Source organism: Exilibacterium tricleocarpae (genome assembly GCF_007004655.1).
Lineage (GTDB): Bacteria > Pseudomonadota > Gammaproteobacteria > Pseudomonadales > Cellvibrionaceae > Exilibacterium > Exilibacterium tricleocarpae.
On sequence record NZ_ML660087.1, the window covers coordinates 545,621 to 571,304 of the forward strand.

Consider the following 25,684-nt stretch of genomic DNA (forward strand, 5'->3'; position numbering starts at 1 on the left):
TGAGCGACAATCACTGATAAGAATAAGGTATGAAAGCATTGATTGATCCCCGCGCGATTATCGATCCGTCCGCCAAGCTTGGCGACAATGTTGAAGTGGGTCCCTGGTCAATAGTGGGGCCGGATGTCGACATTGGGGAGGGAACCAAGGTTCACTCCCATGTTGTGATCAAAGGGCCGACCCGCATTGGCCGGCACAACCAGATATACCAGTTTTCCTCCGTCGGTGAAGACACCCCCGACCTCAAGTACCAGGGCGAGCCCACGCGCCTGGTGATCGGCGACAACAATGTTATCAGAGAGGGCGTTACCATTCACCGCGGCACTGTGCAGGACCGCGGTGAAACGACCATCGGTGACGACAATCTGCTGATGGCCTATGTCCATATCGGCCACGACAGCGTGATCGGCAACCACTGTATCCTGGTCAATAACGCCGCTCTCGCCGGTCACGTCTATATCGATGACTGGGCGATACTCAGCGGCTTTACGTTGGTTCACCAGTTCTGCAAAATCGGCGCCCATGCCTTTACCGGTATGGGCAGCGCCATCGGCAAGGATGTGCCCGCCTATGTGATCGTCAACGGCAACCCGGCGGCGGCGAAAAGCATCAATGTGGAAGGTCTGCGGCGGCGGGGTTTCAGCAAAACCGACATTGCCGCCATCAACAAAGCCTTCAAGCTGGTGTACCGCCGGGGGCTGACTGTAGAGGAGGCGATAGTGGAGCTGCAGGCATTGGCGCAACAGTGCGCTGCTGTCGAAGCGCTGGTGACCTCCCTGCAATCTTCCTCCCGCGGCATAGTCCGCTGACCACCGCCGCAGCATCCGGTATGGGGCAATCTCTGCGTATCGGTATGGTTGTCGGCGAGGCCTCCGGCGATATACTCGGCGCCGGCCTGATGAGCGCTATCCGCGATCGTCATCCCGCGGCGAGCTTCGTCGGCGTCGGCGGGCCGCGAATGCTGGCGCTCGGTTTCGAGTCTCTGTACGCCCAGGATCGCCTGGCGGTCATGGGGTATATCGAACCGCTCAAACGCCTGCCGGAACTGCTGCGTATGCGCGCCGGCTTGAAACGGTATTTCACCGAGCACCGGCCCGATCTGTTTGTCGGCATCGACTCTCCGGATTTTAATCTGGACCTGGAGCGGGCGTTGCGGGAAGCCGGTATTCCCACCGTGCACTATGTCAGTCCCTCGGTGTGGGCCTGGAAACAAAAACGTATCGTCAAAATAGCCAGGTCGGTCGATCTGATGCTGACGCTGTTTCCGTTCGAGGCAGACTTCTACCGGCGCCACCAGGTGGCGGTGGAATTTGTCGGCCACCCACTCGCCGATACCATACCCCTGGCGTGCGACACGCCAGCGGCGCGGCACAAGCTGGGGATAGAGGCCGGTGCCGAGGTCATCGCACTGATGCCCGGCAGCCGCGGCGGAGAAATCAAATTTCTGGCCCCGGTCTTTTTGCAGACCGCCCGCTGGTGTCTGCAACGCAGACCGAACCTGCGTTTTGTTCTCCCCGCTGCCAATAGCCAGCGCCGCCAACAATTGGAACTCATGGTGTCGGACTACGGCGATTTGCCACTCACGCTGCTCGATGGTGACTCGCACACGGCGATGGCGGCGGCCGATGCCGTGCTGATGGCCTCGGGCACCACCACCCTGGAAGCGCTGCTGTTAAAACGGCCGATGGTGGTGGCTTACAAGATGGCGGCGCTATCCTATGCCATTGTGTCCAGAATGGTGAAGTCCGAGTTTATCTCCCTGCCGAATCTGTTGGCCGGGCAACAGCTGGTGCCGGAGATTTTACAGAGCCAGGCGACGCCGGAAAACCTCGGCGCGGCGCTGCTGCACTACCTGGAACAGCCGGACGCGGCGACTGCACTGCAAAGCGATTATCTGTCGATACACCGGCAACTGCGTTGCGACGCCAGCGCCAGGGCCGCCGCCGCGGTGCTGAACCTGATTGGCAGGGGCGCATGAAAGGGCGCCTGATGCAGCCGTTTGTCAGTGGGTATCGCGGCGTGTTGGGTGCCGGTGTCGATGAGGTCGGCCGCGGTCCGCTGGCGGGTGATGTGGTGACCGCCGCGGTGATACTCGACCCGCAGCAACCCATTGCCGGACTTGACGATTCGAAAAAACTGACGGAAAAAAGTCGCGCTGCGCTGTTTGAAGAGATCCAGTCAAAGGCGAAAAGCTGGTATATCGCGCGCGCCAGTATCGCCGAGATCGATCGGCTCAACATTTTACAGGCGAGCCTGCTGGCGATGCGGCGCGCAGTGGAGGGATTGCCGATACAACCGGAGCATGTGTGGGTGGACGGCAATAAAATTCCCCGCTGGGATTACCCGGCAGAGGCGGTCGTCAAAGGCGATAGCCGGGTAGCGGCCATCAGTGCCGCCTCGATTCTGGCCAAGGTAACCCGCGACCGCGAAATGATCGCCTACGACAAAAAATATCCGGGTTACGGTTTTGCCGGCCACAAGGGTTATCCGACCAAAGCCCACATGGAGGCGCTGGAGCGCCTCGGTGTGTCACCGATTCACCGGACGTCTTACGGTCCGGTGCGGGCGAAACTGGCGCAACAACGCCTGTTTTGAAGTGCCGCGGCGTCTTTGATGCAGGGCGCTTTATCAAAAGGCGTTGTTTGATCAAAAGACGTAGTTTAAAAATCTCAGAACGTCAGTTTGGCCGAGAGCTGCAACCTGTTCATGTCGCCGTCGGCACCCGACTCCAGATCGCGGCTGGCGTAACTCAGTTCTGCGCCGACACTCAGGCGCGGCGTGGGGCTGTAAATAAGATTCAGCCTGGTGCTTTGCGTTGATTCGGAAACGCCGGTGCCGGTCAAGTCAGTATCGTTGTCGATATCGATGGCGGAGTAGATAAACGAGCTGCGCCATTGCGAGTTCCAGAAATGCCGGTAGGCGATGGCGTATCCGGTCGAGTCGATAGCTTCGAGATCACCGCCGGCGTCCAGCACCGCGCCATTGGCGAGGTTGAGGCCGATATAGCGCCCCAGGCCGCGGCCGCTGTTGAGGACAAAACGAATATCGTCGCTGGTAAACTGATAGCGGCCGGAGATACTGAGGCCAAAGCTTACTTCAGTATCGTCGATGCCGTTGCCGTCGTCGTAGCTGAGTTGGCGCAGCAGTGCCGCGGTGACCAGCGACAGCTTGCCGTGCTTGTAATTGTAGCGAACCACGGCATCGGGGGCGAGGTTGTCGTCGGTGACAATACGCCCACCGCCGCCGAATGGTGTGACAGTGGTTTCCGGATTTTCCAGGGCGAACTGCCAGGGGCCGGCGGAATAACGCACTTGTGCCTGGCGCACGAAAATGGTGGCATCGGCGTTACCGATAAAGTCGAGGCTGTCGGGCAGCGCGCCCACATTCATAAACGTAGTCCAGGTTTGCCCCAGCAACCAGTTGTTGTACTTCAGGTAAGCGTGACGCATGCGCGGCTCGTAGGAATTGGAGACTCGCTCATTGCCGTCGGGCGTTACCAGGAAATCGAATTCGAAGTAAGTTTCTACCGTATCCTCATCCAACTGGGTCGAGGTGCCGAAGCTGATACGGCTCTGGCGGGCATGGAAGTCGGTGACGGCAGAACTACTTTCGCCGCCCACCGGTATCAGCGGGGGTAAATAAAAGTCTCGCCCCAGATTGCCGGCACTGAGTTCGCCGTCGCTGTAGTTCGACACCAGTGCGTCAAACTTGACGTAGCCTTTCATGGTCACTTTGGTGCCGTTGATTTCGGTCAGGGTTGCCGCCTGGGAGGGAGTCCAGCACAGCCCGGCGATCAGCAGTGTCGCCAATGTATTTTTATAGCCTTTTTGCATTGTTATGTCTCCAGCCAATTCATCGCATTCACTTGAGTCTAGTTACTCTTTACCCATCTCGCCTATTTTTGAGTTTAATTGATCCGTGCCGCCTGGGTATTAGCAGTTAGTCGAATATCGACTATCGTCTAAGGCGCGGGCGTTGCGACCTATGTCTGAATGGCGACCAGTGTCTGAGTTGCGACCAATGTCTAATTTGTTTTCCGGTGCCTGGGTCCACAATAGCAGTAGTGCAATCGGCAGTAAGGAGTGGAAGATGGCAGAGGCAAGTCAAGGCGGTAAAACGGGGCAGTCCTTGTCGGGGCAAGTGGCCACTACATCGGGCCAGGCAGCCGTCGCGGCGCTGCCGGCGGTCGATAGTCCACAGGACTATGAGCGCCTGTACCGGCATTCGACCTGTGAGGGCGAGGCTTTTTGGGCCGAGCAGGCCCGTTGTATTGATTGGTTGCGGCCGTTTGAGCAGGTAAAGAATGTTTCCTACGCCACTGAGGATTTGCATATCCGCTGGTATGAGGATGGCTTGCTGAATGTGTGCGTCAATTGTGTCGACCGCCACCTGGCAACGCGGCGCGATAAAACGGCGATCCTCTGGCAGGGCGATGCGCCGGCGGATACCAGATCCATCAGTTACGGCGAACTGCATACACAGGTCTGTCGCCTGGCTAACGGTTTGCAGGCGCAGGGTATCGACAGCGGCGATCGGGTGGTGATCTATATGCCGATGGTGCCCGAGGCGGTGTTCGCCATGCTCGCCTGTGCCCGCATCGGTGCGGTGCACTCGGTGGTCTTCGGTGGCTTCTCTGCCAACGCGCTGGCTGATCGCATCATCGATTGCGGTGCGAAGATGGTCATCACCGCCGACGCCGGTGTGCGCGGTGGCAAATCCATTCCACTGAAGGCCAATGTCGATGCCGCCCTGGCCAGGGCGGGCACCGAGTGTGTCGACGCCGTGCTGGTGCTCGAGCGCAGCGGCGCGGATATCGCCTGGCAGGCCGGTCGTGATATCTGGTATCACGAGTTGGTGGCACGGCAGGCGGATCGGCACAGTGCGGCCGGTGTCGGTGCCGAACACCCGTTGTTTGTGCTCTATACTTCCGGTTCCACCGGCAAACCCAAAGGTTTACAGCATTGCAGCGGTGGCTACCTGGTTTACGCCGCGGCTACTTTTCGCTACGTGTTTGATTATCGCGAAGACGATGTCTACTGGTGCACAGCGGATATCGGCTGGATTACCGGGCACAGCTATGTGGTCTACGGCCCACTGGCCAATGGTGCGACTACGGTGATGTTCGAGGGTGTGCCCAACTATCCGGACCTGGGTCGCTTCGGTCAAATTATCGATCGGTATCGGGTAAGCCTGTTCTATACCGCGCCCACCGCGGTGCGCACGCTGATGTCCGATGCCGACGCTGCCTTGGCCGGCAGTGGGCGCGACAGCCTGCGGCTGCTGGCCTGTGCCGGCGAGCCTATCAATCCGGGGGTCTGGCGCTGGTACAGCGACGCGTTCGGCAACGGCCGCTGCCCGGTGATCGACACCTGGTGGCAGACGGAGACCGGTGGTGTCATGATCGCACCCCTGCCAAAGGCGACAGCGCTCAAGCCGGGTTCGGCGACCCGGCCCTTTTTCGGTATCGAGCCGCAACTGGTCGATGCCAACAGCGATATTCTCACCGGCGCGGCGGATGGACACCTGGTGATTCTCGACGCCTGGCCGGGCCAGGCGCGCACGATCTGGGGCGATCACCAGCGCTTTATCGACACCTATTTTTCGACGCATCCGGGTATGTACTTTACCGGCGACGGCGCCCGGCGCGACGCCGACGGTGACTATTGGATTACCGGGCGTGTCGACGATGTGTTGAACGTTTCGGGTCACCGGTTGGGCACGGCGGAAATTGAGAGCGCCACCGTCTCGCACCCGGCCGTGGCCGAGGCGGCGGTGGTGGGTTTTCCCCATCCGATAAAAGGTGAAGCGATCTATATTTACGCCACGCCTGTTGCCGGCATCGAAGCGAACACCGAGTTGACCGCCGAGCTGTGTGCCTGGGTGCGCAAAGAGCTTGGTCCGGTGGCCACACCGGATCGGGTGCAGTGGACACCGGGGCTGCCGAAAACCCGTTCCGGCAAGATTATGCGGCGTATTCTGCGCAAGATTGCCGCCGACGATTTTGCCAGCCTCGGCGATACCTCGACGCTGGCCGAGCCCGGGGTGGTGGAGGAGCTGATTGCGGGGCGGCTCAATCGTGCGGCGGCTGGTAACTGACGGTTTTGCGGCGGGGCGTTTTTTGAAGGCTGTTTTTAGGCGTTGTTCTGAATGGCTCCCACTTTTTGGTGGTGGTGTTTAAGGGAAAACGTGCCAATTAACGGTCTGCCTCTGGGTGACGCTTTCAGAAACACGCCGTGAACCCATCCCTGGGGGCTTCCCGACAGCATCCCTGCTGTCGAGAGTTTCTGAAAGCGTCACCCAGAGACAGACCTCCCTTCGATATTCTTAACTATTACGGACACTATTTGTACTACGGTGGTAGGTCCTAACCCGGTGTAGGGGTTCGAGACTCTCGACAGCAGGGATGCTGTCGTGACCAACAGTAGGCGCTTTAGGCGAGTTTACAGGGATGTACTTGCAACGTGTCTCGAACCCCTACACCGGGTTAGGACCGAATCGATTGGCACCGACCCGCTCAAGCACTACCACCAAAAAGTGGGAGCCTGTGCCCGCCTGAGGTCAAAATGCAAGCACTCTGACCCCTTGGAACGACCCCTTGGAACGTCGCCCAGAGGCAGACCGCGCAAGTGGCGCGACTTCGCCCAGGTCGGTTCCATTAAGGCCTGGCCCGCCGCCTCGGCTATATTCGAACTGACAGTCGTCATCGGCCTGAAATTGGGTTATGGTTCTCCCCCTAGACCCTTACTTGCACCGACACGGCTGTGTTTCCAGGGACAATCGGAGTAGCTATGTTGCATTTTCATATCGCCGACGATCACCCGCTGTTTCGCAGCGCTTTGTTGGATGTGATCAATCAGCATTTTGTCGATGCCGACATCACCGAGTCTTCCGATCTGGACACCACCCTGGCCGCGCTCGAGCAGCTGGCGGATATCGATCTGCTACTGCTCGATATCAATATGCCCGGCAGCCAGGACCTGTTCGGATTGGTCAGTGTGCGGGAGAAGTTTCCCAGCGTGCCGGTGGCGATGGTCTCGGCCAGTGAAGACCCGGATACCATCAGCAAGGCCATAGGCCATGGTGCCAGCGCCTATATTCCCAAGTCGGTTTCGCCGCGGGACATCTACCAGGCGCTCAACGCCGTGCTCGCCGGGGATAAGTGGGTGCCGGCGGCAGTGCGCCAGCAGCTTAAACCGGTGGGTGCAGAGGAAAAAAACCTGGCCGCTAAAATAGCGGCGCTGACACCGCAGCAATACAAGGTGCTGTGTTATTTGCGCGAGGGTCTGCTCAACAAACAGATCGGTTATGAACTGGGTGTCACCGAGGCGACGGTGAAAGCGCATATCACCGCGATTTTTCGCAAACTCGGTGTCAGCAACCGCACCCAGGCGGTGATTGTACTGGCGAAGATGTCGCTGGAAGAGCCCTAGCCCGAATACTGCCGACGTGTCGGACCCATCGGCACACGCCGTCTGCACTTCACCATTGCGTCTAAACTAAACTGTCTGCAAACGTTTTTTAAACTGCGCCAACAGCGCCCGCAACTTGCCGGGCCTGACCGGTTTGCGCAGGAACTGGTAGCCCTGGGCTGCCGCCAGTCTGGGCAAGTCCACCTCTCCCGCCGCCGAGACGATGCATACCTCCACCGGGGTCGACCACTGCCGGCACAGTTCTGTCGCCAACTGGATGCCGTTGTAGTTTTCATCGTTGAGATGGTAGTCCATCAGCATCACATCCGGGGCTGGCAGCGCGCCGGCCGCGCGCGCCTGTTGCGTGGTCTGCGCAGTGGTGACCCGGCACTGCCAGCGCTCGAGCAGGTGTTGGGTGGCATCGAGGTTCTGCGCCTCGTCGTCGACATAGAGCACGGTCAGGTCGCCGAGGTCCTCTTCGGGCGCGAGGGTGTCGGGTTCGCTGTGCCCGGTGTCGGCCCGGGTCACCGGCACCAGCAGTGTAAAACAACTGCCTTTACCGAGTTCGGACTGCAGTCTGATGGGCGTGCCCAGCAGACTGCCGAAGCGGGCCGCAACCGCCAGCCCCAGGCCGGCACCGGTCTGGTGGCGCTGGGCGTCGGCCCGGTAGAAGTCGTTGAATATCTGTTTTTGATCGGCCTCGGAGATGCCGGGTCCGGTGTCGATAACCTGGATTTCGACACTGTCGCCACGGCGCCGGCAGCCGACGAGAATACGTCCGGTCTGGGTGTATTTGACGGCATTGGAAAGAAAATTTTGCAGGATGCGACGCAGGTAGTGGCGGTCGGTTTTCACCAGCACCGAGCAGGGGCGATAGCGCAGCGCCACGGCGCCGCCGGTGAGCAGGCGAAACTCATCGACCAGGGGTTGTAGGATCTCATTGAGGGAAAAACGGTGGGTTTCCGGCGCCAGCGCGCCGGTGTCCAGTTTGGCGATTTCCATAAGGCTGGAGATAATTGACTCCGCCGACTGGATTGCCGTTTGCAGGCGCTGGGTGGTGGTGGCATCGGCGCCTTCGTTATCCGCCTTTTCCAGCAGGGCGCTGGCATAGAGATTGGCGGCGTTGAGCGGTTGCAGAATATCGTGGCTGGCCAGGGCCAGAAATTTGGTTTTACTGGCATTGGCCTGCTCCGCCTCCGATTTGGCCTGCAACATCTCCTGCTCGAGCCGCTCGCGCCGGCGAATTTCCGCGCGCAGGTCTTTGTTGATTTGCTCGATGGTTTCGGTGCGCTCCCTGACCCGGTCCTCGAGATCGGTGTTGGTCTGTTCGAGCGCTTTCTGGGTGGAGATGAAATCGGTAATATCGTCGTAGGTGGTGACATAGCCGCCGTTTGGCAGCGGCAGCCCCTTTATTTCAATGACGGTGCCGCTGTGGTCGCGCACCACCCGATAGGGTTTGCCCGACTGCAGATGCGTCAGGCGACGTTTGACGTGTTCGTCCTCCGAACCGGGGCCGAGCATACCGCGCCGGGCATTAAAGCGCACCAGGTCGGCCACCGGACGGCCGACGTTGAGCATACCTTGCGGGTAGTTGAACATATCCTCATAGCGGCGATTCCAGGCGACCATCTGCAAGTCGGAATTGACGATACTGATGGCCGAGGAGATATTTTCAAACGACGCGAACAGTATGTCCTGGTTGAAACGCAGCGCCCGGGTGGTTTCCTCAAAGATGTTGACCACATCCTCCACCGCCAGGTTTTCACCGGTGCGCAGACTGTTGACCATGGCTTTGGCGGAGGCCACGCCGACCACGCCGGAGAGGGTCTGCTCGGCCTGGTCCACCAATTGGTTGCTGAGACTGTTGTCGCCGCTGTGGTGGCGCGCGAGAAAATCCGCGGTATGGCCGGCGCCGAGAAATTGTTCCAACAGCGCTTTCAGATCATCCAGGGCGATATCCGCATACTTGGGCTGCGCCGTTTTTGGCGCCGGGTCGAGATAGCAAAATGCCCTTGCCTGAATTCTGTCGGCGAGCGTGGTGGCGCCGCGGCGGGAGAAGAACACGAAGGCCGCCAGGTTTGCGCTCAGGCTGATGACCACGCCGCGGGTATAGGCATCGCTGAACGTCAGGTTGAATAAACTCTCCGGCCGCAGCCACGACAGGTTAAACAACCCTCCGGTGAGTAGCGCGTGGTCGATCAGACCCGCTCTGGCCAGCAGCGGTAACATCAGTGTGTAGAACCAAAACCCGAGCCCGCAGGCAAGGCCGGCGTAAACGCCGCGGGAGTTACCGGTTTTCCAGTACATACCCAGGACGATGGCCGGCGCCAACTGTACTGCCAGGGCGAAGGCGATCAGGCCGATACTGGTGAGGGCGACATTTTCCGCCAGCGCCACCTGGTACAGGTAGGCCAGGCCCACCACCACCAGGACGGTTGCGCGACGCGTGAAAATCAATGCGCCGGAGTAGTCCCGCAGCGGACCGCGCCCGGCATTGCTGCGCATCAGCAGCGGCAGTATGACATCGTTGCTGAGCATCTGGCTGAGGGTGATGGTGGCGACGATAATCATCGCCGTGGCAGCCGAGAAGCCGCCGATAAACGCCAGCAGCGACAAGCCGCCGGCGTTCTCCAGCAACGGCATGGCCAGGACATAGGTGTCGCCGCTGACCGCGCGGCCGGCAAACAAAACGTTGCCCGCCGCCGCGATAACGACAATGCAGGCCGTGATGGCGAGCAGGTAGCCGCTGAAGACCCAGCGGGAGTAGTGCAGGTGGCGTTCGGAAAGCTGCTCTACAAAGGTGACGTGAAACATGCGCGGCAGGCAGAAAATGGTGCAGGCCGCCACCAGCGTTTCCACTACGGCCCGCAGGCTCAGGGAAAACGCCCAGACAGACCCGCTGTCACCATTCAACGGCGCCGGCCGCTGCGGCGGTGCGAACTGACTCAGCAACCCCACGGCAAACACCGCCAGGATAACCAGGGCGATCAGCTTGACCAGCGATTCGAAGGCAATGGCCGACATCAGGCCGCTGTGGTAACCGGAGACGTCGAGCCGCCGGGCACCGAAAATAAGGGCGAACGCCGCCATACTCAGGGCGATCAGCAAGGTCACGTTTTGGTAACCGGCGAGCCTGCCCTCCATGGTCAGGATCAGGGTGTCGGATACCGCTTTCAACTGCAGGGCGATATAGGGCACCGTGGCCAGCAGCACCACCAGCGTCGTGGTCGCCGCCACCGCCTGGCGCTTGCCGTAACGGGAGGCGAGAAAGTCGGCGATACTGTGAATATGCTCCTGCTTGCAGATGCGCGAGATGCGCTGCAGCAGTGGAAAACCCAGCGTAAACAGTAACATCGGACCCAACAGGATCGGCAGAAAACCCCAGCCCCGGGTGGAGGCGGTGCCCACCAGACCGTAAAACGTCCAGGAGGTGCAGTAGACACCCAGTGCCAGCGCATAGACCAGGGGGTGACGGGTGATACTGGTGGCCTGGTATTTCTCCTTGTCGCCCAGGCGCGCCACCCAGAACAGCACCAGGGTATAGGCAAACACGGTGAGGAGAAGGGTGCTTGGCGACATATCCGCTCTCTGCCTTATCGTTATGCCGTCATTATACCCATTTAGACTATAGTCGTAATTTAGACCAAAGTCGGGGACCCCCGGGCGGGTAGACCTGATAAATTTTGGCTGACGAAAAATAATGTGTGGGGAGTAGATAGCGATGGCTTTTAAAACTAAAGAGCAGGCAGCCGCTTATTGGAAAGCCAATATCCGGCTGATGTTGACGTTGCTGGCGGTGTGGTTCGTGGTGTCTTACGGCTTTGGCATCCTGTTGGTCGACCTGTTGGACCAGGTGCGTTTCTTCGGCTTCAAGCTGGGGTTTTGGTTCTCTCAGCAGGGTTCCATTTATACATTTGTAGTGCTGATTTTTGTGTATGTCGCGAGAATGAATAAGCTCGATCGCGATTTCGGCGTACAAGAAGACGATTCCTGAGGCAAGCGACATGGATATTCAAACGGCAACTTTTCTGATTGTTGGACTGACATTTATCGTCTATATCGGTATTGCGATCTGGTCGCGCGCCGGCTCCACCAACGAGTTTTATGTGGCGGGCGGCGGCGTGCATCCGGTCGCCAACGGTATGGCGACCGCGGCGGACTGGATGTCGGCGGCGTCTTTTATTTCCATGGCCGGGCTGATCTCGTTTCTCGGCTACGACGGCGGTGTATACCTGATGGGCTGGACCGGCGGCTATGTGCTGCTGGCGCTGTGTCTGGCGCCTTACCTGCGTAAATTTGGCAAGTTCACGGTGCCGGATTTTATCGGCGATCGGTATTATTCGCAGACCGCCCGCACGGTGGCGGTGGTCTGTGCGATCTTTGTCTCCTTCACCTATGTGGCCGGGCAGATGCGCGGCGTCGGTGTGGTGTTCTCGCGCTTTTTGGAGGTGGATATCACCACCGGCGTGATTATCGGCATGGGAGTGGTATTCTTCTACGCGGTGCTCGGCGGCATGAAAGGCATCACCTATACCCAGGTGGCGCAGTACTGTGTGTTGATTTTCGCCTACCTGGTACCGGCGGTGTTTATCTCCATTATGATGACCGGGCATGTGATCCCGCAGTTGGGCTTTGGCGCGGAACTGGCAGATGGCTCGGGCACTTATCTACTGGATAAACTTGACGGTTTGTCCCGGGAACTCGGCTTTACCGCTTACACCGACGGCAGTAAAGCGACCATCGATGTCTTTTTTATTACCGCGGCGCTGATGTTGGGTACCGCCGGTTTACCCCACGTGATCGTGCGTTTTTTTACGGTGCCCAAAGTCCGTGATGCCCGGTCTTCCGCCGGTTGGGCGCTGGTGTTTATTGCCATCCTCTACACCACAGCGCCGGCGCTGGCGTCGTTTGCCCGGGTCAATATGATCGACACCATCAACGGTCCCGACGCCCAGGGCACCGCCTATGAAGAGGCGCCCAGCTGGATTAGCAACTGGGAGAAAACAGGGCTGATTACCTGGGACGACAAGAATGGGGACGGCCGCATGTTCTATGCCGGCGACGAGCGCAATGAGATGAATATCGACCGCGACATTATGGTGCTGGCCAACCCCGAGATTGCCCGCCTGCCGGTCTGGGTTATTGCGCTGGTGGCCGCCGGCGGTATTGCCGCTGCCCTGTCCACCTCGGCCGGCCTGTTGTTGGTCATCTCGACCTCGGTGTCCCACGATTTGCTGAAACGCAACCTTATGCCCAACATCTCGGACCGCCAGGAGCTGCTTTACGCCCGCCTGGCGGCGGCGGCGGGAATTTGTGTGGCCGGCTATCTGGGTATCAATCCACCGGGTTTTGTGGCTCAGGTGGTGGCGTTTGCCTTTGGCCTGGCGGCGTCATCCTTCTTCCCGGCCATTATCCTCGGGATTTTCAGCAAACGCATGAACAAGGAGGGGGCGATTGCCGGTATGCTGTCCGGTATTACCTTTACCGCGGCGTATATCATTTACTTTAAGTTTATCAACCCGGCGGCCAATGTGCCGGACAACTGGCTGTTCGGCATCTCGCCGGAAGGTATCGGCACATTGGGGATGTTGATCAATTTTGCAGTGGCCATCGGCGTTAGCAGAATGACGGCAGAGACACCGCAGCCGGTGCAGGACTTGGTGGAAAGTATTCGCCATCCCAAAGGGGCCGGGGGGGCTTCGGCTCACTGATGAGGTGCTTGGCAGGCCTCGGGGCCGGGCTGGAGAGGCGCCGATACCTGGCGCAGCCAGCCTCTGCCGTGGCGGTGGGGAAGGGACGCCGATCGGCAGGGGGCCCCGAACGCATCGTGGCTCGACCGGGCGCGGGGGCTTGGGGTTCGAGACCCGTATCAGTCCCTCCCCGGGCCTTGCTCAGGGCACCTGCTTTTGGCTGCTCGGCCTCATGTCTCCCAAGGTCCCGAACCTCGAGCCTGCCTGGCCTGGAACCTCATAGCCAAGGACCTCATAGCCAAGGACCTCATAGCCAAGGACCCCATATCTGTAGTTTTAATCAGTGATAATGAGTCATTTGGAAACTATTGCGGTTCGGCCGCTTCTGTGAAAACCTTCCAAGATCGGATGTCCGTGTAACCGCAGGCATCCCAGGCAGGCCCTGCGAGATAGACATGGGGCTGCTCCGGCGGTCTCTTCCGAGGCAGGACGGGTCAGTTGGCACAGTTCCTTGCTGTAGCGACATCACCAACAGAATCTATAAAAACGAAAACGTGACGAGTGAACGATATGGTTGGCGAAATTCCTGAAATTACCGGTTTTATCCGCACCTGCCCGCCGTTTGACAAGGCGGAGGAGGAGGCTCTGACCAAACTGGTCAGGCACTTGAGTGTCAGCTACCACAAGTCCGGTGACACTATCGATCTCGCCGGTGGCGATCCCGACTTTTACCTGATTCGCAGCGGCAGCGTCGAGATTCGCGCGAGCGACAATCAACTGGTGGACCGCCTGAGTGCCGGTGACGGCTTTGGGCACGCTTGCGAACTGGCCAGCGGCAACCGCCATCACCTCGCCACGGTGCTGGAGGACTGCCTGCTCTATGTGATTCCACCGGCCGTTATTGGCGACCTGCGGCAGACCGATGCCAATGTCGACAGCTTTTTCAAGCGGGAGAAACTGGCCCACTGCGGCGACCGGGAGGTAGACACCGACAGGGATTATCAACTGGGTCAACGGGTGGGGGACATTGTGACCCGCGCGGCTGTTTGCGCGGCCCAGGATATGTCAGTGGCTGCCGCCGCCAGGCTGATGACCCGGGAGCGAGTGTCTTCGGTGGTGGTGGTCGACAGTGAACGCCTGGTGGGGGTGGTGACGGACCGGGATTTGCGCACCCGTGTGCTGGCTGCCAACCTGCCGCCCGCGACGCAACTGCACCGGGTGATGACCCCGGAGCCGCAGTTTGTGACCAGCGCCAGCCGTCTGCACGATGCCCAGCTCACCATGATGTCCGCCAATATTCACCACTTGCCGGTGATCGAGATAGACGCCGGGGTGCAGCGGCCGGTGGGTATGCTGACCACCAACGACCTGCTGCTGGCGCAGAATTCGCAACCGCTGTTTTTGATCAAGTCGATCAACCGCTGCCGCGATGCGGCGGCGGTGGCCCGGGTGGCGGAAAAGCTGCCCGCATTGATTCAAAAGCTGATCAAGGCCGATGCCAGGGTCGAGGATATCGGGCGCATCATTACGTCGGTCACCGACGCCATGACCACCCAGTTGCTGCGCCTGGCCGAGCAGCAGCTCGGCCAGGCGCCGGTGCCCTACGCCTGGCTGGCGTTTGGCTCCCAGGGACGCCAGGACCAGATGCTGGGCGCCGATCAAGACAATGCCCTGCTGATCGACGACAGCGCCGGGCCCGGGGACGACGATTATTTCACCGAACTGGCCCGATTTGTCTGCGACGGTCTGCACCGTTGCGGTATTCGCTATTGCCCGGGTGATATTATGGCCACCACTCCGCGCTGGCGTCAGTCCCTGTCGCAGTGGCAGCAGTATTTCGCCCGCTGGATTGACGAGCCCTCGGCGAAGGCGTTGATGCACGCCTGTATCTTTTTTGATTTGCGGCATATTTTCGGCGCCAAGGACCTGACCCAACGGCTCACGGAGTTTGTTCATACCCGGGCCAGAAAAAACAGTATTTTTCTGGCCGGGATGACTGAAAACGCCCTCGGGCACCGGCCACCGCTGGGTTTTTTCAAAACCTTTGTACTGGAGCGCGACGGCAACCACGAACCGGTGCTGGACCTGAAGCACAGGGGGACTATCCCGATTGTCGATATCGCGCGTATCTACGCATTGTCGGCCGGTATCGATGCTGTCAATACCATGGATCGCCTGCGCGGTTTGGAGGACCATAACGAGCTGTCCGCCGGCGATATCCACAACCTGCTCGACGCCCATGAGTTTATCGCCCGCATCCGCATCGAAAACCAGGGCGAGCAACTGGCGCAGGGGCGCGAAGTAACCAACAGCCTCAACCCCAAGATGCTGTCGCCGCTGGTGCGGCACCAGTTGAAAGAGGCCTTTGCCGTAGTACAGAGCTGCCAGCAGGGTATGAAGATGGGGTTTGGTGGCGGTGCTCTATAGTCTGCGCCACCGGGCGCTGGCCACGTTGCGGCGCTATCGGGCCCGCGGCACGCCGTTTGAAGCCCTTTACGACGCGCCGCCGCCGCCGCTGCGGGCGGCGTTCGACGATCTTCGGTTCGTGGTGTTGGATGCGGAGATGAGTGGGCTCAATCCCACCCGCCACAGTCTGTTGAGCCTCGGTTGGGTAGTCATCGAGAGGGGACGTATCGTCGGCGACTCGGGGCGGCACTTTCTGATTCACGCCGATACCCGGGTCGGGGAGAGCACCAAGATTCACGGCCTGCGCGACAGCGCCATTGCCGGTGCCGCCAGCGTGGCGCGGGTGCTGGCTTTGCTGGCGGCCCAGGCGCAGGGTGCGGTGCTGGTCTTTCACCACGCTGCCCTCGATATCGCCTTTATTCAACGGGCCGCCGTGCAGACCGTGCGCTGCCCGCTGCTGGCGGTCTACCTCGATACCATGGAAATTGAAAAGCGGCGCCTGCGCCGTCAGGGCAAGTCTGCCAGTCTGCGCCTGAAACTCTGCCGCGACCGCTACGGTCTGCCGGCTACAGCGCAGCACAATGCGCTGAGCGATGCCTATGCTACCGCGGAACTGTTCCTGGCCCAGGTTGCCTATCTCGGCGATCGGGGCCGCCTGCGATTGCGGGACTTGTATCCGGTCGGTGTCAGTTAAGCGGCCCAAGTTGCCGCATCGCCTGTCTTGCTGTCGGTTTGTTCTCGCTGTTTGAGCTTGCAATATTTCAGTTATGGCCATTAGTGCCACTTGTCTTAGTAGAGAAGTGCTAATTGACCGGCCTGCCTTTGGGCGGAGCTTTCTGAAACACGGACTTGGTGTTCCGGCTCAACCCCCGCTAGCGGGTCCAACTCAAAACCACAGGTAATGAGCGCTCTGTGGGCGAAGCACTGCTTCGTTGTTTCCTGCTACACTCCTGGGGTGCCTGCCTTTGGCGGCGGTAGTGCTGAAGCGAGTTCCAATAGTCCCGGCTATGGATGTCTCGATGGCTGCTTATCGGTTGTCATCTACTCGACGAATCGATAGGTATTTTGACGATTTGCAAGTAAGGGAATGCCATTGAGGTTTGCGGGCGTCAGGCTGTTGCAACGCGGTTGACGATGCCACTGGCCAAGAGGCTTTGACTGTGTTGTGGTTTGGGGCGGGAACACTTCGACTGCCAGTGTTATCTTTTCCGGTCGATGCTCTGCGAAAGTAGCTTTTTTATAGCGCTTTACTATCCTTTTGATAAAAGGTTTTTATCGTATGAGTACAAAAATATCAGCGTCTTGCGGCTGCGGAAAAATACGATTTGAATCTTCGAAAAAACCGATGATTCAGCTTTGCTGCCACTGTGCGGACTGCCGGCACGCATCACAAAAGGATTATTCAACAATTGCCTTTTTTAAAGTAAACTCTGTGCAAATAGTCGGACAGGCCACCGAGCACCGCTATGTGAGTGATGCGGGCAATCAAACGGCCAGACTTGCCTGTGCGGATTGTGGTGTGTTGATGTTCGATAAATCTGAGGGGTTTCCCGGTTTGATTGGCGTTATGGCCGACCGGATCAATGCACCGTTTGCGGTTCAGCCGCAATATCATGTATGGGTTGCGAGCAAACTTTCCGGGGTGGTAATTCCCGAGGGAAGTACAGTGTACGAGAAAGGTATTGGTTGAGTAGTCGTAGCGAATACTTTTTGTTTGAAAGCTGTTTACAGCCGCGGGGCGTCGCGGTGGGCGTGGTCAATGTCATTGAGGACGACCGCAATAAACCCTCTGTTCCGAAAGGGTTAAGCGGCAGTTTTTGAAGGGCTATTTACGAAGGGCTATTAGTAAGCGCTATTTGAAAGAGTTACTGGTTTTAAAACGACGATATCATCAATCTCATAGAGGAAAGTACAGTGCCAATGAAAAGTACAGTGCAAATGAAAAGTACAGTGCCAATGAAAAGTACAGTGCCAATGAAAAGTACCGTGCAGACAGTTAGAATAATTCAGTTCGCCCTGGTTTCGTTGCTGGCAGGTTTTTCGACTCTGGGTCATGCGGCGGAGGCCTGTGTTGGCTTTGGACCGCAAACTCCCAGGGATATCGATAGTGCGGTCGGGACAAACCCGCGCGCCTTCTCGATGGCGCCGAGCTATCAAACGATGAACCTGTGTAACATTCACTTCCATGCCAACGCTGAACACAAAGCAAAGGATTTTTCTATCTATGCGGGAGATGGTGTTAACGGGGGGTATCAGTGTAATGTCAGCAAGTCGTTGAGCCGTGCGGAGTTGAAGGCGCCGAAGGTCAATCACTGTAAAGGTATAAAACCGGGCGACACCATCGAGGTACATTGGGTGCATTCATCCTGTGACGTAAAACCGGGTAAAGGACTTGGTTCCTGTTTGTCGGAGCAGTGTGCCAACCCCGATCTGCGAGTGGAAACCCAGGTCTTTACCGTCGTCAATGATACCAATGCGCTGGACTTTGCCGATTTCAGCTATGCCGGCAACCGTGCCAAGGGTTACCACCAGGCCAAGGCGCTGCCGAGTGGCACTGGCGAGCCAGTGCAGTTCCAGGGCTCTACTACCGGACCCAGTTACACCGAAGCAACCTGTTCACCGCTGCAGGTATCGTGGAGCGTGCGACCGCAGTGCGCCAAGTTGGATATCAACAGTTTGAGTAAGTGGTGTGAGAACAATGTGTTTGAAGAAGACTATGCCCACGGTGTCAGGAAACTGGTGACCAATCCCAAGCTTTTGTCTGAGATTAAATAGCCGGGTTATCTGTTTGCGGGTTGGGGCAGGCCACGCCTTTCGATTGAAACCGTGGCCTAGTTGTCTGGTTTTTAAAACTGATAAGAGAATACTGAAGGTAAGTAAGAAGAATCGACTGGAGGAGATGCATGCTGAGACCGTGCACGGCAGGGATGCCGTGCGCGAGCCCCCAGGGATGGGTTTACGGCGCGTCTCAGCATGCATCTCCTCCAGTCGATTCGCCACGATCTTCAACAACCGTGTCATTCCTTATTTACGGGCAGTTACATGGTTAAAGTAGAATCACTGCAGAGCGCGCAAGAGCACTGTCGGCAGGCGGGATTGTGTAGCCCTGAATTGTCATCAACTGTAATCGGAAGCTGTCAAAATTCGACAGCATACACCGGTTTTACTGGCTCCTTCGTGGAACGGCTTCAGCTTGTTACAAACTGGCAATCTTGCCGCGCTGCTCCTTGAGCTTGCCCAATGCGCCCCGCATCTCCGCCAGCTTGTCCCGCTCTTTCTGCACCACAGCTTCCGGCGCCTTGTCGACAAACTTTGAATTACTGAGTTTGCCCTGCACCCGCGCCAGGTCCTTGTTCAGTTTGTCCAGCTCCCGATCCAGGCGCGCCAGCTCGGCGTCTTTGTCGATAAGCCCGCTCATCGGCACCAGCACCTCCATATCGTCGACCAGACCCGTGGCCGATAGCGGCGCCTGTTCGCCCTGCGCCAGCCAGGTGATGGATTCGAGGCTGGCGAGTTTGAGCAGAAACTGTCGGTTCTCCTGCAGGCGGCGTTGATCGCCAGCGCCGCCGTTTTGAAAATACACCGGCAGCGCCTTGGCGGGTGAGATATTCATCTCCCCGCGAATATTGCGCACGGCGATAATCACTTTTTTCACCCACTCGATATCGGCGGTGGCGGCCTGGTCAATCTTGTCGACGTCGGCCACAGGGTAGGGCGCCAGCATAATGGAATCGCCCTCGACACCCGCCAGGGTTTTTACCCGCTGCCAGATTTCCTCGGTGATAAACGGCATAAACGGATGTGCCAGGCGTAGTACCGTTTCCAGCACCCGGATCAGCGTACGGCGGGTGCCCGTCTTTTGCGCGTCGCTGGCGGTGTCGCTCCACAGCATCGGCTTGGACAACTCCAGGTACCAGTCGCAGTACTCGTTCCAGACAAATTCGTACAGCGCCTGGCTGGCAAGATCAAAACGATAGGTCTCGATGCCCTCCGTTACCGCCTGTTCGGCCTGTTGCAGTCGGGAGATGATCCAGCGGTCGGCCAGCGACAGCTCTACGGCGCCGCCGTCTTGGCCGCAGTCCCGATCCTGGGTATTCATCAGTACATAGCGGGCGGCGTTCCAGATCTTGTTGCAGAAGTTGCGAAATCCCTCGATGCGACCGACATCGAACTTGATATCCCGGCCGGTGGATGCCAGTGAGTAGTAGGTATAACGCAGGGCATCGGTGCCGTAGGGGGCCAGACCCTCGGGAAACTCCTTGCGCGTTTGCGCTGCGATTTTATTGCGCAACTGCGGCAGCATCATGCCCTCGCTGCGCTTTTGCACCAGAGCCTCGAGGTCGATACCGTCGATCAGATCGATCGGGTCGAGTACATTGCCTTTAGACTTCGACATCTTCTGCCCGTGACCGTCGCGCACCAAACCGGTGATATACACGGTGTGGAAGGGAATTTCCTTGCGAAAGTACAGGGTCAGCATAATCATGCGGGCAACCCAGAAGAAAATAATATCGAAAGCGGTAACCAGCACACTGCTCGGGTGGAACGTCTCCAGGTCCGGTGACTGTTCCGGCCAGCCGAGCGTGCCAAATGTCCACAGCCCCGACGAGAACCAGGTGTCGAGTACGTCTTCGTCCTGTTGTAACCTGATGTCGTCACCCAACTGGTGTTTGCGACGTACCTCGGCTTCATCGCGCCCCACATACACCTCGCCCTGGTCATCGTACCAGGCGGGAATACGGTGGCCCCACCACAGTTGCCGGGAGATACACCAGTCCTGGATATCGCGCATCCAGGAGAAGTACATATTTGCATATTGTTTAGGCACGAACTGAATGCTGCCGTCCTCGACTTTTTCGATCGCCTCCTGTGCCAGCGGCTCGGTCTTTACATACCACTGATAGGTCAGATAGGGCTCGATCACCACCCCGCTGCGGTCGCCGCGGGGTACTTTTAGCTTGTGGTCGTCGACTTTTTCCAGCAGTCCGAGTTGGTCCAGGTCGGCAACCACCTGCTTGCGGGCCTCGAAGCGATCCATGCCGCGGTATTTTGCCGGCGCGCTGGCATTGATCCTGGCGTCGGCATCGAGCACGTTGATCACGTCCAACTGGTGGCGCTGGCCCATCTCGTAATCGTTGAAATCGTGGGCGGGTGTGATTTTGACGCAGCCGGTGCCGAAATCGCGGTCGACATAGTCGTCGGCGATAATCGGGATTTCGCGATCGGTCAGCGGCAGTTTCAGGGTCTGGCCGATCAGGTCTCGATAGCGCTCATCTTCGGGGTGCACGGCCACCGCCGTATCGCCCAGCATGGTCTCGGGGCGGGTGGTGGCCACCGTCAGATGACCATCACCGCTGCTCAGCGGGTAGCGGAAGTGCCAGAGATGGCCCTGCTCCTCTTCACTGATCACCTCCAGGTCGGAGATCGCCGTATGCAGTTTCGGGTCCCAGTTCACCAGGCGCTTGCCGCGGTAGATAAGACCGTCGTCATAGAGTTTGATAAACACTTCCTGCACGGCTTTGTAAAAGCCGTCGTCCATGGTGAAGCGCTCGCGGGACCAGTCGGGCGAGGCGCCGAGGCGGCGCAACTGGCGGGTGATATTGCCGCCGGAATGGTGCTTCCAGTCCCACACTTTCTCGATAAATTTTTCCCGGCCGAGGTCGTGGCGCGATACCCCCTCGGTTTCCAGCAGCCGCTCCACCACCATCTGGGTGGCGATACCGGCGTGGTCGGTGCCCACCTGCCAGAGGGTGTTTTTGCCACACATGCGGTGGTAGCGAATCAGCGCATCCATGATGCTTTCCTGAAAACCGTGCCCCATATGCAGACTGCCGGTGACATTGGGCGGCGGGATCATGATGCTGTAAGGCTCGCCTTTGCCGCTCGGGGCAAAATAGCCCCGCGCTTCCCAGGTCTCGTACCAGTGGGTTTCCAGGGCTTGGGGTTGGTAGGTTTTGTCCAGCGCCGGTGGCGCAGTATCGTCAGTCATGGCAATGGGTATTGTCGATTGATAGTGTCGATTGATGGTAACAGGGCAGCGGATTATACAATGCCCTCAGCCTGCTCGAAACTGATTGCTTCGCGAAACGGTAAGCCGGCGTTGTCAATCGTCGCCGGCGGAGCGCGGCGGCTTATCGGGAGTGGAGCGCGGCGGCTTATTGTCGGTAGGGCGCGGCAGCTTAGGGTCGGTAGGGCGCTGCAGCTTAGGGTCGGTAGGGCGCTGCAGCTTAGGGTCGGTAGAGAGTGCCTGCAACCGCCGGCGCAATTCGTGCTCGATGGCCGGCATAAATTCGGCGACCAACTGCTCGATCAACTCGTCCCGGGCGGTCAATACCGGGGTCGGTTCGGGCACCGGCAACATGGCGGGGCTGGCGGCCAGCTTCGCGGCGGACGGTAACTCGTGGCTTGCGGTCGGCTCGACACCGGCAGTTGATTCGGGGCCGGGTGGTGTATCGGCGGTGGCAGCGGGCCCGGAGTCGAGTCCTGACTTATCACCGAAGGTGGATTCAGCGTCGAAAGTCGCCTCGACAGTGAGAGTGGGCTCGAGGTCGAGTGGCAGCTCGCCACCGAGGTCGGATTCAGCGTCGGCAGTTGCCTCGGCAGTAAGGGTGGGCTCGAGGTCGAGTGGCAGTTCGTCACCGAGGTCGGATTCAGCGTCGGCAGTTGCCTGGGCAGTGAGAGTGGGCTCGAGATCGAGTGGTGACCCGTCACCGAGGGTGGATTCGACGTCGGAAGTTGCCTCGACAGTGAGAGTGGGGCTGAGTGCTGACTCGTCATTGAGGGTGGATTCAGCGTCGAAGTTTGACTCATCGGTGGGAGCGAGTCCGGGGTCGAGTGCCGACTCGTCGCTAAGGGCGGATTTAGCGCCGTGAGTCGGCTCGACGATAGGGAAGGATGCCGCACTGGGGCCGGACTCTGCCGGGGGGACGAACTCAGCGCCGGGTGGCGGCTCGACACCATGAGCGGGTTCGGAGCTTGAGGCCGGCGCAGTGTTGGGCGTTGGTTCAGGCTCGGTATTGGCTTCAGTCCCGACGGTCGGCTCGGGACCATAAGCGGACTCAGGGTTTAAGGCCGGCCCGTTGTCGAGCGCAAATTCTGGGCTCGACGGCGATTGAGTAGTGGGATCAGCGTCGCTGAGACCCTCAGTGGCCGGGGGCTGAGCAGGGCTGGAGGCCGCTTCGGGCGGAAACGGGAAGTCGCGAAACGCAGGGGACTCCTTGATCTGGTCGACCAGCGTTTTGGTCGTGTGCAGGCGGTCGCGAATATGCTTGGGTAAAAACGGGTTGTCCCCCTGGGCCTTGACGGGAGTGTTGCGCTTGGGCGCCGGGGATTTGCGTTGCGTCGCCGGCTTGGCTTTGGTCGCCGGCGCCCGTCTTTCTGCCGCTGTCTTGCCTTTGCTTTGCTGCGCCGGTTGCGGCGGCGGATCGTCAAACAGGCTGTGCTGGCCGGGCAGAGGTTTGGGCGCGCCGCTGTCGGAGGGCGGTGGCGTGGAGACGACTTCGGTTGCGGCCGGCGGGTCTCGCACATCCGTCTGCGCGTTGCTCTGCGCCTGTTCCTCCCGGGCGGCTTGGATTTCTTCATCCGCCGCCTTGGCCAGGGTCGCGGCCGTGACTTCTTCCGGCACCGGTGGTTCCATAGCGTCCAGCGCCAGCTCGTCTGCCGGCGCAGTCGGTTGCCCAGGCTGCTGTGATTGCCGCGATGTCGGGCCGGGTGATTCGGTATTTGGCGGCGGGTCCGCGGGGTTGTTCAATAGCGGCGGCACGTCGGGCCCGCCCGGTGGCAGGGTATCGGTCAGCAGCGGCGGCTCGATTGCCTCGACGTCCAACAGCGGCGGCGTGGGTTCGAGTACCGGTATCGCGTCTTCGTCTTCTATCAGGAGGTCCTTGATGGACTCCAGCTCGCCGAGCAGCGCTTTTTTGGTTTCTTTCTTATTTCTGGGCATACGGTCCCAATACTCCGACAGCCTTATCCGGACGTGTTGCCGCCCAGATGGTGTGATTGTATCGGATAGCCGCGGTCGCGGTAAAATGTGTAGTTATTGCGAGTCGCCTGCAAAATCTCCGGCACCTGTATCACCACCTCAGCCAGGCGCTCGAAACGGCTGAAATAACCCGGTACGGCGTCGCCGAGATTGATCAGCAGGTCGTGGTGATCGTCGCCGGCGGGACGGTGACTGATCAGCACCGGCGAGGGCGCCAGGGCCCGGACATCGGCATCGGCAGCGTCCCGGTCGACGGCGCTGTGACCGATAAAGGATTCCGGCCTGAAGCTCCACAGCAGTTGGTCCAGCGCCGCGGTTTGGCGGGTGTCCCCGGTGGCGACAAAGACGCGTTTGTCGAGGCGGCGGGCCTTGTCGATCAGGCGGCAGGTAAAAGCCAGTCGCGCGGCCGCCGACTCGGCGGCGAGGATATAGAAATCCACCTGTGTCACCGCCGGGCGTTCCTAGACCTGATCCAGCAGATATCTGACCAACAGCGGCACCGGCCGTCCGGTGGCCCCCTTCTGGTTGCCCGACAGCCAGGCGGTGCCGGCGATATCCAGGTGCGCCCAGGGGTACTTTTTGGCAAACCGCGAGAGAAAGCACGCCGCCGTAACACTGCCGCCCGGGGCGCCGCCGATATTGGCCATATCGGCGAAATTGCTGTCCAGTTGCTTTTGGTACTCGTCCCACAGTGGCATATGCCAGGCTTTGTCGGCCGCCTCGCGGCCCGCCGCCAACAGTGCCTGGGCCAGGGTGTGGCGGTTGCTGTAGAGGCCGGTGGCGTGTTTGCCCAGCGCGATAACGCAGGCCCCGGTCAGGGTGGCAACGTCAATGACCGCCTCCGGCTTGTAACGCTCGACGTAGGTCAGTGCGTCGCACAGCACCAGACGGCCCTCCGCATCGGTATTGAGTATCTCGATGGTCTGGCCGGACATGGAGGTGACGATATCGCCCGGTTTGGTGGCGCGCCCGCTGGGCATGTTCTCGCTGGCCACCACCACAGCCACCACATTGAGTGTCGGTTGCAGGTCGAGCAGCGCCCGCATGGCGCCGAATACACTGGCGGCCCCGCACATATCGAACTTCATTTCGTCCATGGCGGCGCCGGGCTTGAGACTGATACCACCGGAGTCGAAGGTGATGCCTTTGCCCACCAGCACGTAGGGCGCCTTGCTTTTAGCGGCGCCTTTGTATTCCATGATGATCATCTGGGCCGGTTCCTCGGTACCGGCCGCTACAGACAGCAGTGAGTGCATACCCAATTCCCGCATCTGTTTTTCCTGCAGTATCTTGGTGGTCAGCCTGGGTTGATTGCGAGCCAGGCGCCTGGCTTCTGCAGCCAGGTAGGTGGGGGTGCAGACGTTGCCCGGGTGATTGCCCAGGTCGCGTGCCAGGTTCGCGCCCGCGGTTACCGCCGCACCGGCCTTGATGCCTGCCTGGGTCGTTTTGCGCTGTTTGGCATCCGCCACGGCGAGGGTGACTTTCTTGAGTTTGACGGGGTCGCTCTTTTTGCTCTTGTGGGCGTTGAATTGGTAATAGGTCGAGCCGAACACCTCCACCGCCTGCTGGGCTTTCCAGGCCGTATCGCGGTTGGGTGTGGATTTATCGTCGCCTGAGTGGGTCTCGATCTTTACGTTGATATCATCCAGGTGCAGCACGGCATTTTCGCAGCCGCTGCCTTTGAGCGCCTCGGCGGTACCTTTGATCAGGCGTTGATAGTCGGCCTCCGAACAGCCCGATTGAGCGCCGGCGCCCAGCAGCAGTATACGTTTGGCCTTGATACCGTCGAGGCCGTGCAGCCAGGTGGTTTTACCAGGCTTGCCGGTGATGTCTTTCTGCTTGATTAATTGTTGCACAATTTTATGGCAGGCTTTGTTGACCGCCTGGGCGCCGGCTGAGAGCTTGCCGTCTTTGAAGACGGCAACCACTGCACAATCGGTGGTATCGTTAATAACGTCGGAAGCTTTCGCCTGAAAATTCATAATAGTGGTTTCCCGCTGGATTATTGTTCTCGCTGCACCGGTACCGAAACTGGCGCCGGCTCAAACAATTGACTCAAATAACTGTCCCAAGTAGTGGTGTCTGTTAATTAACTATACCCAGTAGTTAGCTACATCTGGTAAGCAAGCGTATCCGGTAACCAGCTACACCTGGTAACTAACGACACCTGACACCTGGTAACTAACTATACGCGCCGC

Annotated in this window: 17 protein-coding genes; 11 read left to right on the forward strand and 6 right to left on the reverse strand. The window is 59.3% G+C overall.

Annotated features, from left to right (window positions below):
• Positions 1–29 precede the first annotated feature (29 nt).
• The 3 genes from lpxA to rnhB are packed head-to-tail and all read left to right on the forward strand — an operon-like array spanning position 30 to position 2,595.
• Complete coding sequence (gene lpxA, locus FKG94_RS02095) at positions 30–809, forward strand: acyl-ACP--UDP-N-acetylglucosamine O-acyltransferase (protein ID WP_179957444.1); 780 nt, start codon at positions 30–32, stop codon at positions 807–809.
• A 20-nt stretch (positions 810–829) separates the two neighbouring features.
• Positions 830–1,978 carry a lipid-A-disaccharide synthase gene (lpxB, locus tag FKG94_RS02100; protein WP_142902510.1) on the forward strand — a complete coding sequence of 383 codons (1,149 nt, stop codon included), beginning with the start codon at positions 830–832 and terminating at the stop codon, positions 1,976–1,978.
• Between the two features lie 11 nt (positions 1,979–1,989).
• Entirely contained in the window at positions 1,990–2,595 is a 606-nt protein-coding gene (gene rnhB / locus FKG94_RS02105) for a ribonuclease HII (protein ID WP_179957461.1), read from the forward strand.
• Positions 2,596–2,669: 74 nt separating this feature from the next.
• On the opposite strand, the gene FKG94_RS02110 is transcribed toward rnhB, so the two are convergent.
• Positions 2,670–3,833 (reverse strand): DcaP family trimeric outer membrane transporter, encoded by a 1,164-nt coding sequence (locus tag FKG94_RS02110; RefSeq protein ID WP_142902511.1) that lies wholly within the window; start codon positions 3,831–3,833, stop codon positions 2,670–2,672.
• Between the two features lie 256 nt (positions 3,834–4,089).
• Between FKG94_RS02110 and acs the strand changes: the two genes are divergently transcribed.
• On the forward strand, positions 4,090–6,096 hold the full coding sequence (gene acs, locus FKG94_RS02115; protein ID WP_142902512.1) for an acetate--CoA ligase: 2,007 nt from the start codon (positions 4,090–4,092) through the stop codon (positions 6,094–6,096).
• A 692-nt stretch (positions 6,097–6,788) separates the two neighbouring features.
• Entirely contained in the window at positions 6,789–7,430 is a 642-nt protein-coding gene (locus FKG94_RS02120) for a response regulator (protein WP_142902513.1), read from the forward strand.
• A gap of 66 nt (positions 7,431–7,496) precedes the next feature.
• Here the strand turns inward: FKG94_RS02120 and FKG94_RS02125 are convergent, their stop codons facing one another.
• The gene (locus FKG94_RS02125; protein WP_142902514.1) at positions 7,497–10,988 is read right to left on the reverse strand and encodes a hybrid sensor histidine kinase/response regulator; all 3,492 of its coding nucleotides are present in this window, start codon (positions 10,986–10,988) and stop codon (positions 7,497–7,499) included.
• A 142-nt stretch (positions 10,989–11,130) separates the two neighbouring features.
• Between FKG94_RS02125 and FKG94_RS02130 the strand changes: the two genes are divergently transcribed.
• The 6 genes from FKG94_RS02130 to FKG94_RS02155 all read left to right on the forward strand — a co-directional run bounded on the left by FKG94_RS02130 (position 11,131) and on the right by FKG94_RS02155 (position 18,280).
• Positions 11,131–11,403 carry a DUF4212 domain-containing protein gene (locus FKG94_RS02130; protein ID WP_142902515.1) on the forward strand — a complete coding sequence of 91 codons (273 nt, stop codon included), beginning with the start codon at positions 11,131–11,133 and terminating at the stop codon, positions 11,401–11,403.
• A 10-nt stretch (positions 11,404–11,413) separates the two neighbouring features.
• Positions 11,414–13,120, forward strand: a complete 1,707-nt coding sequence (locus FKG94_RS02135; RefSeq protein ID WP_142902516.1) for a sodium:solute symporter family protein — start codon at positions 11,414–11,416, stop codon at positions 13,118–13,120.
• A 549-nt stretch (positions 13,121–13,669) separates the two neighbouring features.
• Positions 13,670–15,526: a DUF294 nucleotidyltransferase-like domain-containing protein gene (locus tag FKG94_RS02140; RefSeq protein ID WP_142902517.1), complete on the forward strand. Its 1,857-nt coding sequence runs from the start codon at positions 13,670–13,672 to the stop codon at positions 15,524–15,526.
• Positions 15,510–16,199: a 3'-5' exonuclease gene (locus tag FKG94_RS02145; RefSeq protein ID WP_142902518.1), complete on the forward strand. Its 690-nt coding sequence runs from the start codon at positions 15,510–15,512 to the stop codon at positions 16,197–16,199. Before FKG94_RS02140 ends, FKG94_RS02145 begins: the two co-directional genes overlap by 17 nt.
• Before the next feature lie 585 nt (positions 16,200–16,784).
• Entirely contained in the window at positions 16,785–17,195 is a 411-nt protein-coding gene (locus FKG94_RS02150; protein WP_142902519.1) for a GFA family protein, read from the forward strand.
• Positions 17,196–17,479: 284 nt separating this feature from the next.
• Positions 17,480–18,280 (forward strand): delta-class carbonic anhydrase, encoded by an 801-nt coding sequence (locus tag FKG94_RS02155; protein ID WP_179957445.1) that lies wholly within the window; start codon positions 17,480–17,482, stop codon positions 18,278–18,280.
• Between the two features lie 421 nt (positions 18,281–18,701).
• On the opposite strand, the gene FKG94_RS02160 is transcribed toward FKG94_RS02155, so the two are convergent.
• The 4 genes from FKG94_RS02160 to FKG94_RS02175 form a co-directional block, all read right to left on the reverse strand.
• On the reverse strand, positions 18,702–21,467 hold the full coding sequence (locus FKG94_RS02160; protein ID WP_142902647.1) for a valine--tRNA ligase: 2,766 nt from the start codon (positions 21,465–21,467) through the stop codon (positions 18,702–18,704).
• A 141-nt stretch (positions 21,468–21,608) separates the two neighbouring features.
• Complete coding sequence (locus FKG94_RS02165; protein WP_142902520.1) at positions 21,609–23,447, reverse strand: MSCRAMM family adhesin; 1,839 nt, start codon at positions 23,445–23,447, stop codon at positions 21,609–21,611.
• 23 nt (positions 23,448–23,470) lie between these two features.
• Positions 23,471–23,926, reverse strand: a complete 456-nt coding sequence (locus FKG94_RS02170) for a DNA polymerase III subunit chi (protein ID WP_246124884.1) — start codon at positions 23,924–23,926, stop codon at positions 23,471–23,473.
• Between the two features lie 21 nt (positions 23,927–23,947).
• Positions 23,948–25,468 carry a leucyl aminopeptidase gene (locus tag FKG94_RS02175; RefSeq protein WP_142902522.1) on the reverse strand — a complete coding sequence of 507 codons (1,521 nt, stop codon included), beginning with the start codon at positions 25,466–25,468 and terminating at the stop codon, positions 23,948–23,950.
• Positions 25,469–25,684: the final 216 nt, after the last annotated feature.

Bases quoted from the DNA above. Each gene is read 5' to 3' on its own strand.
- lpxA (WP_179957444.1), top strand. From the start codon at position 30: ATGAAAGCATTGATTGATCCCCGCGCGATTATCGATCCGTCCGCCAAG.
- lpxB (WP_142902510.1), top strand. From the start codon at position 830: ATGGGGCAATCTCTGCGTATCGGTATGGTTGTCGGCGAGGCCTCCGGC.
- rnhB (WP_179957461.1), top strand. From the start codon at position 1,990: ATGCAGCCGTTTGTCAGTGGGTATCGCGGCGTGTTGGGTGCCGGTGTC.
- FKG94_RS02110 (WP_142902511.1), bottom strand. From the start codon at position 3,833: ATGCAAAAAGGCTATAAAAATACATTGGCGACACTGCTGATCGCCGGG.
- acs (WP_142902512.1), top strand. From the start codon at position 4,090: ATGGCAGAGGCAAGTCAAGGCGGTAAAACGGGGCAGTCCTTGTCGGGG.
- FKG94_RS02120 (WP_142902513.1), top strand. From the start codon at position 6,789: ATGTTGCATTTTCATATCGCCGACGATCACCCGCTGTTTCGCAGCGCT.
- FKG94_RS02125 (WP_142902514.1), bottom strand. From the start codon at position 10,988: ATGTCGCCAAGCACCCTTCTCCTCACCGTGTTTGCCTATACCCTGGTG.
- FKG94_RS02130 (WP_142902515.1), top strand. From the start codon at position 11,131: ATGGCTTTTAAAACTAAAGAGCAGGCAGCCGCTTATTGGAAAGCCAAT.
- FKG94_RS02135 (WP_142902516.1), top strand. From the start codon at position 11,414: ATGGATATTCAAACGGCAACTTTTCTGATTGTTGGACTGACATTTATC.
- FKG94_RS02140 (WP_142902517.1), top strand. From the start codon at position 13,670: ATGGTTGGCGAAATTCCTGAAATTACCGGTTTTATCCGCACCTGCCCG.
- FKG94_RS02150 (WP_142902519.1), top strand. From the start codon at position 16,785: ATGAGTACAAAAATATCAGCGTCTTGCGGCTGCGGAAAAATACGATTT.
- FKG94_RS02155 (WP_179957445.1), top strand. From the start codon at position 17,480: ATGAAAAGTACCGTGCAGACAGTTAGAATAATTCAGTTCGCCCTGGTT.
- FKG94_RS02165 (WP_142902520.1), bottom strand. From the start codon at position 23,447: ATGCCCAGAAATAAGAAAGAAACCAAAAAAGCGCTGCTCGGCGAGCTG.
- FKG94_RS02175 (WP_142902522.1), bottom strand. From the start codon at position 25,468: ATGAATTTTCAGGCGAAAGCTTCCGACGTTATTAACGATACCACCGAT.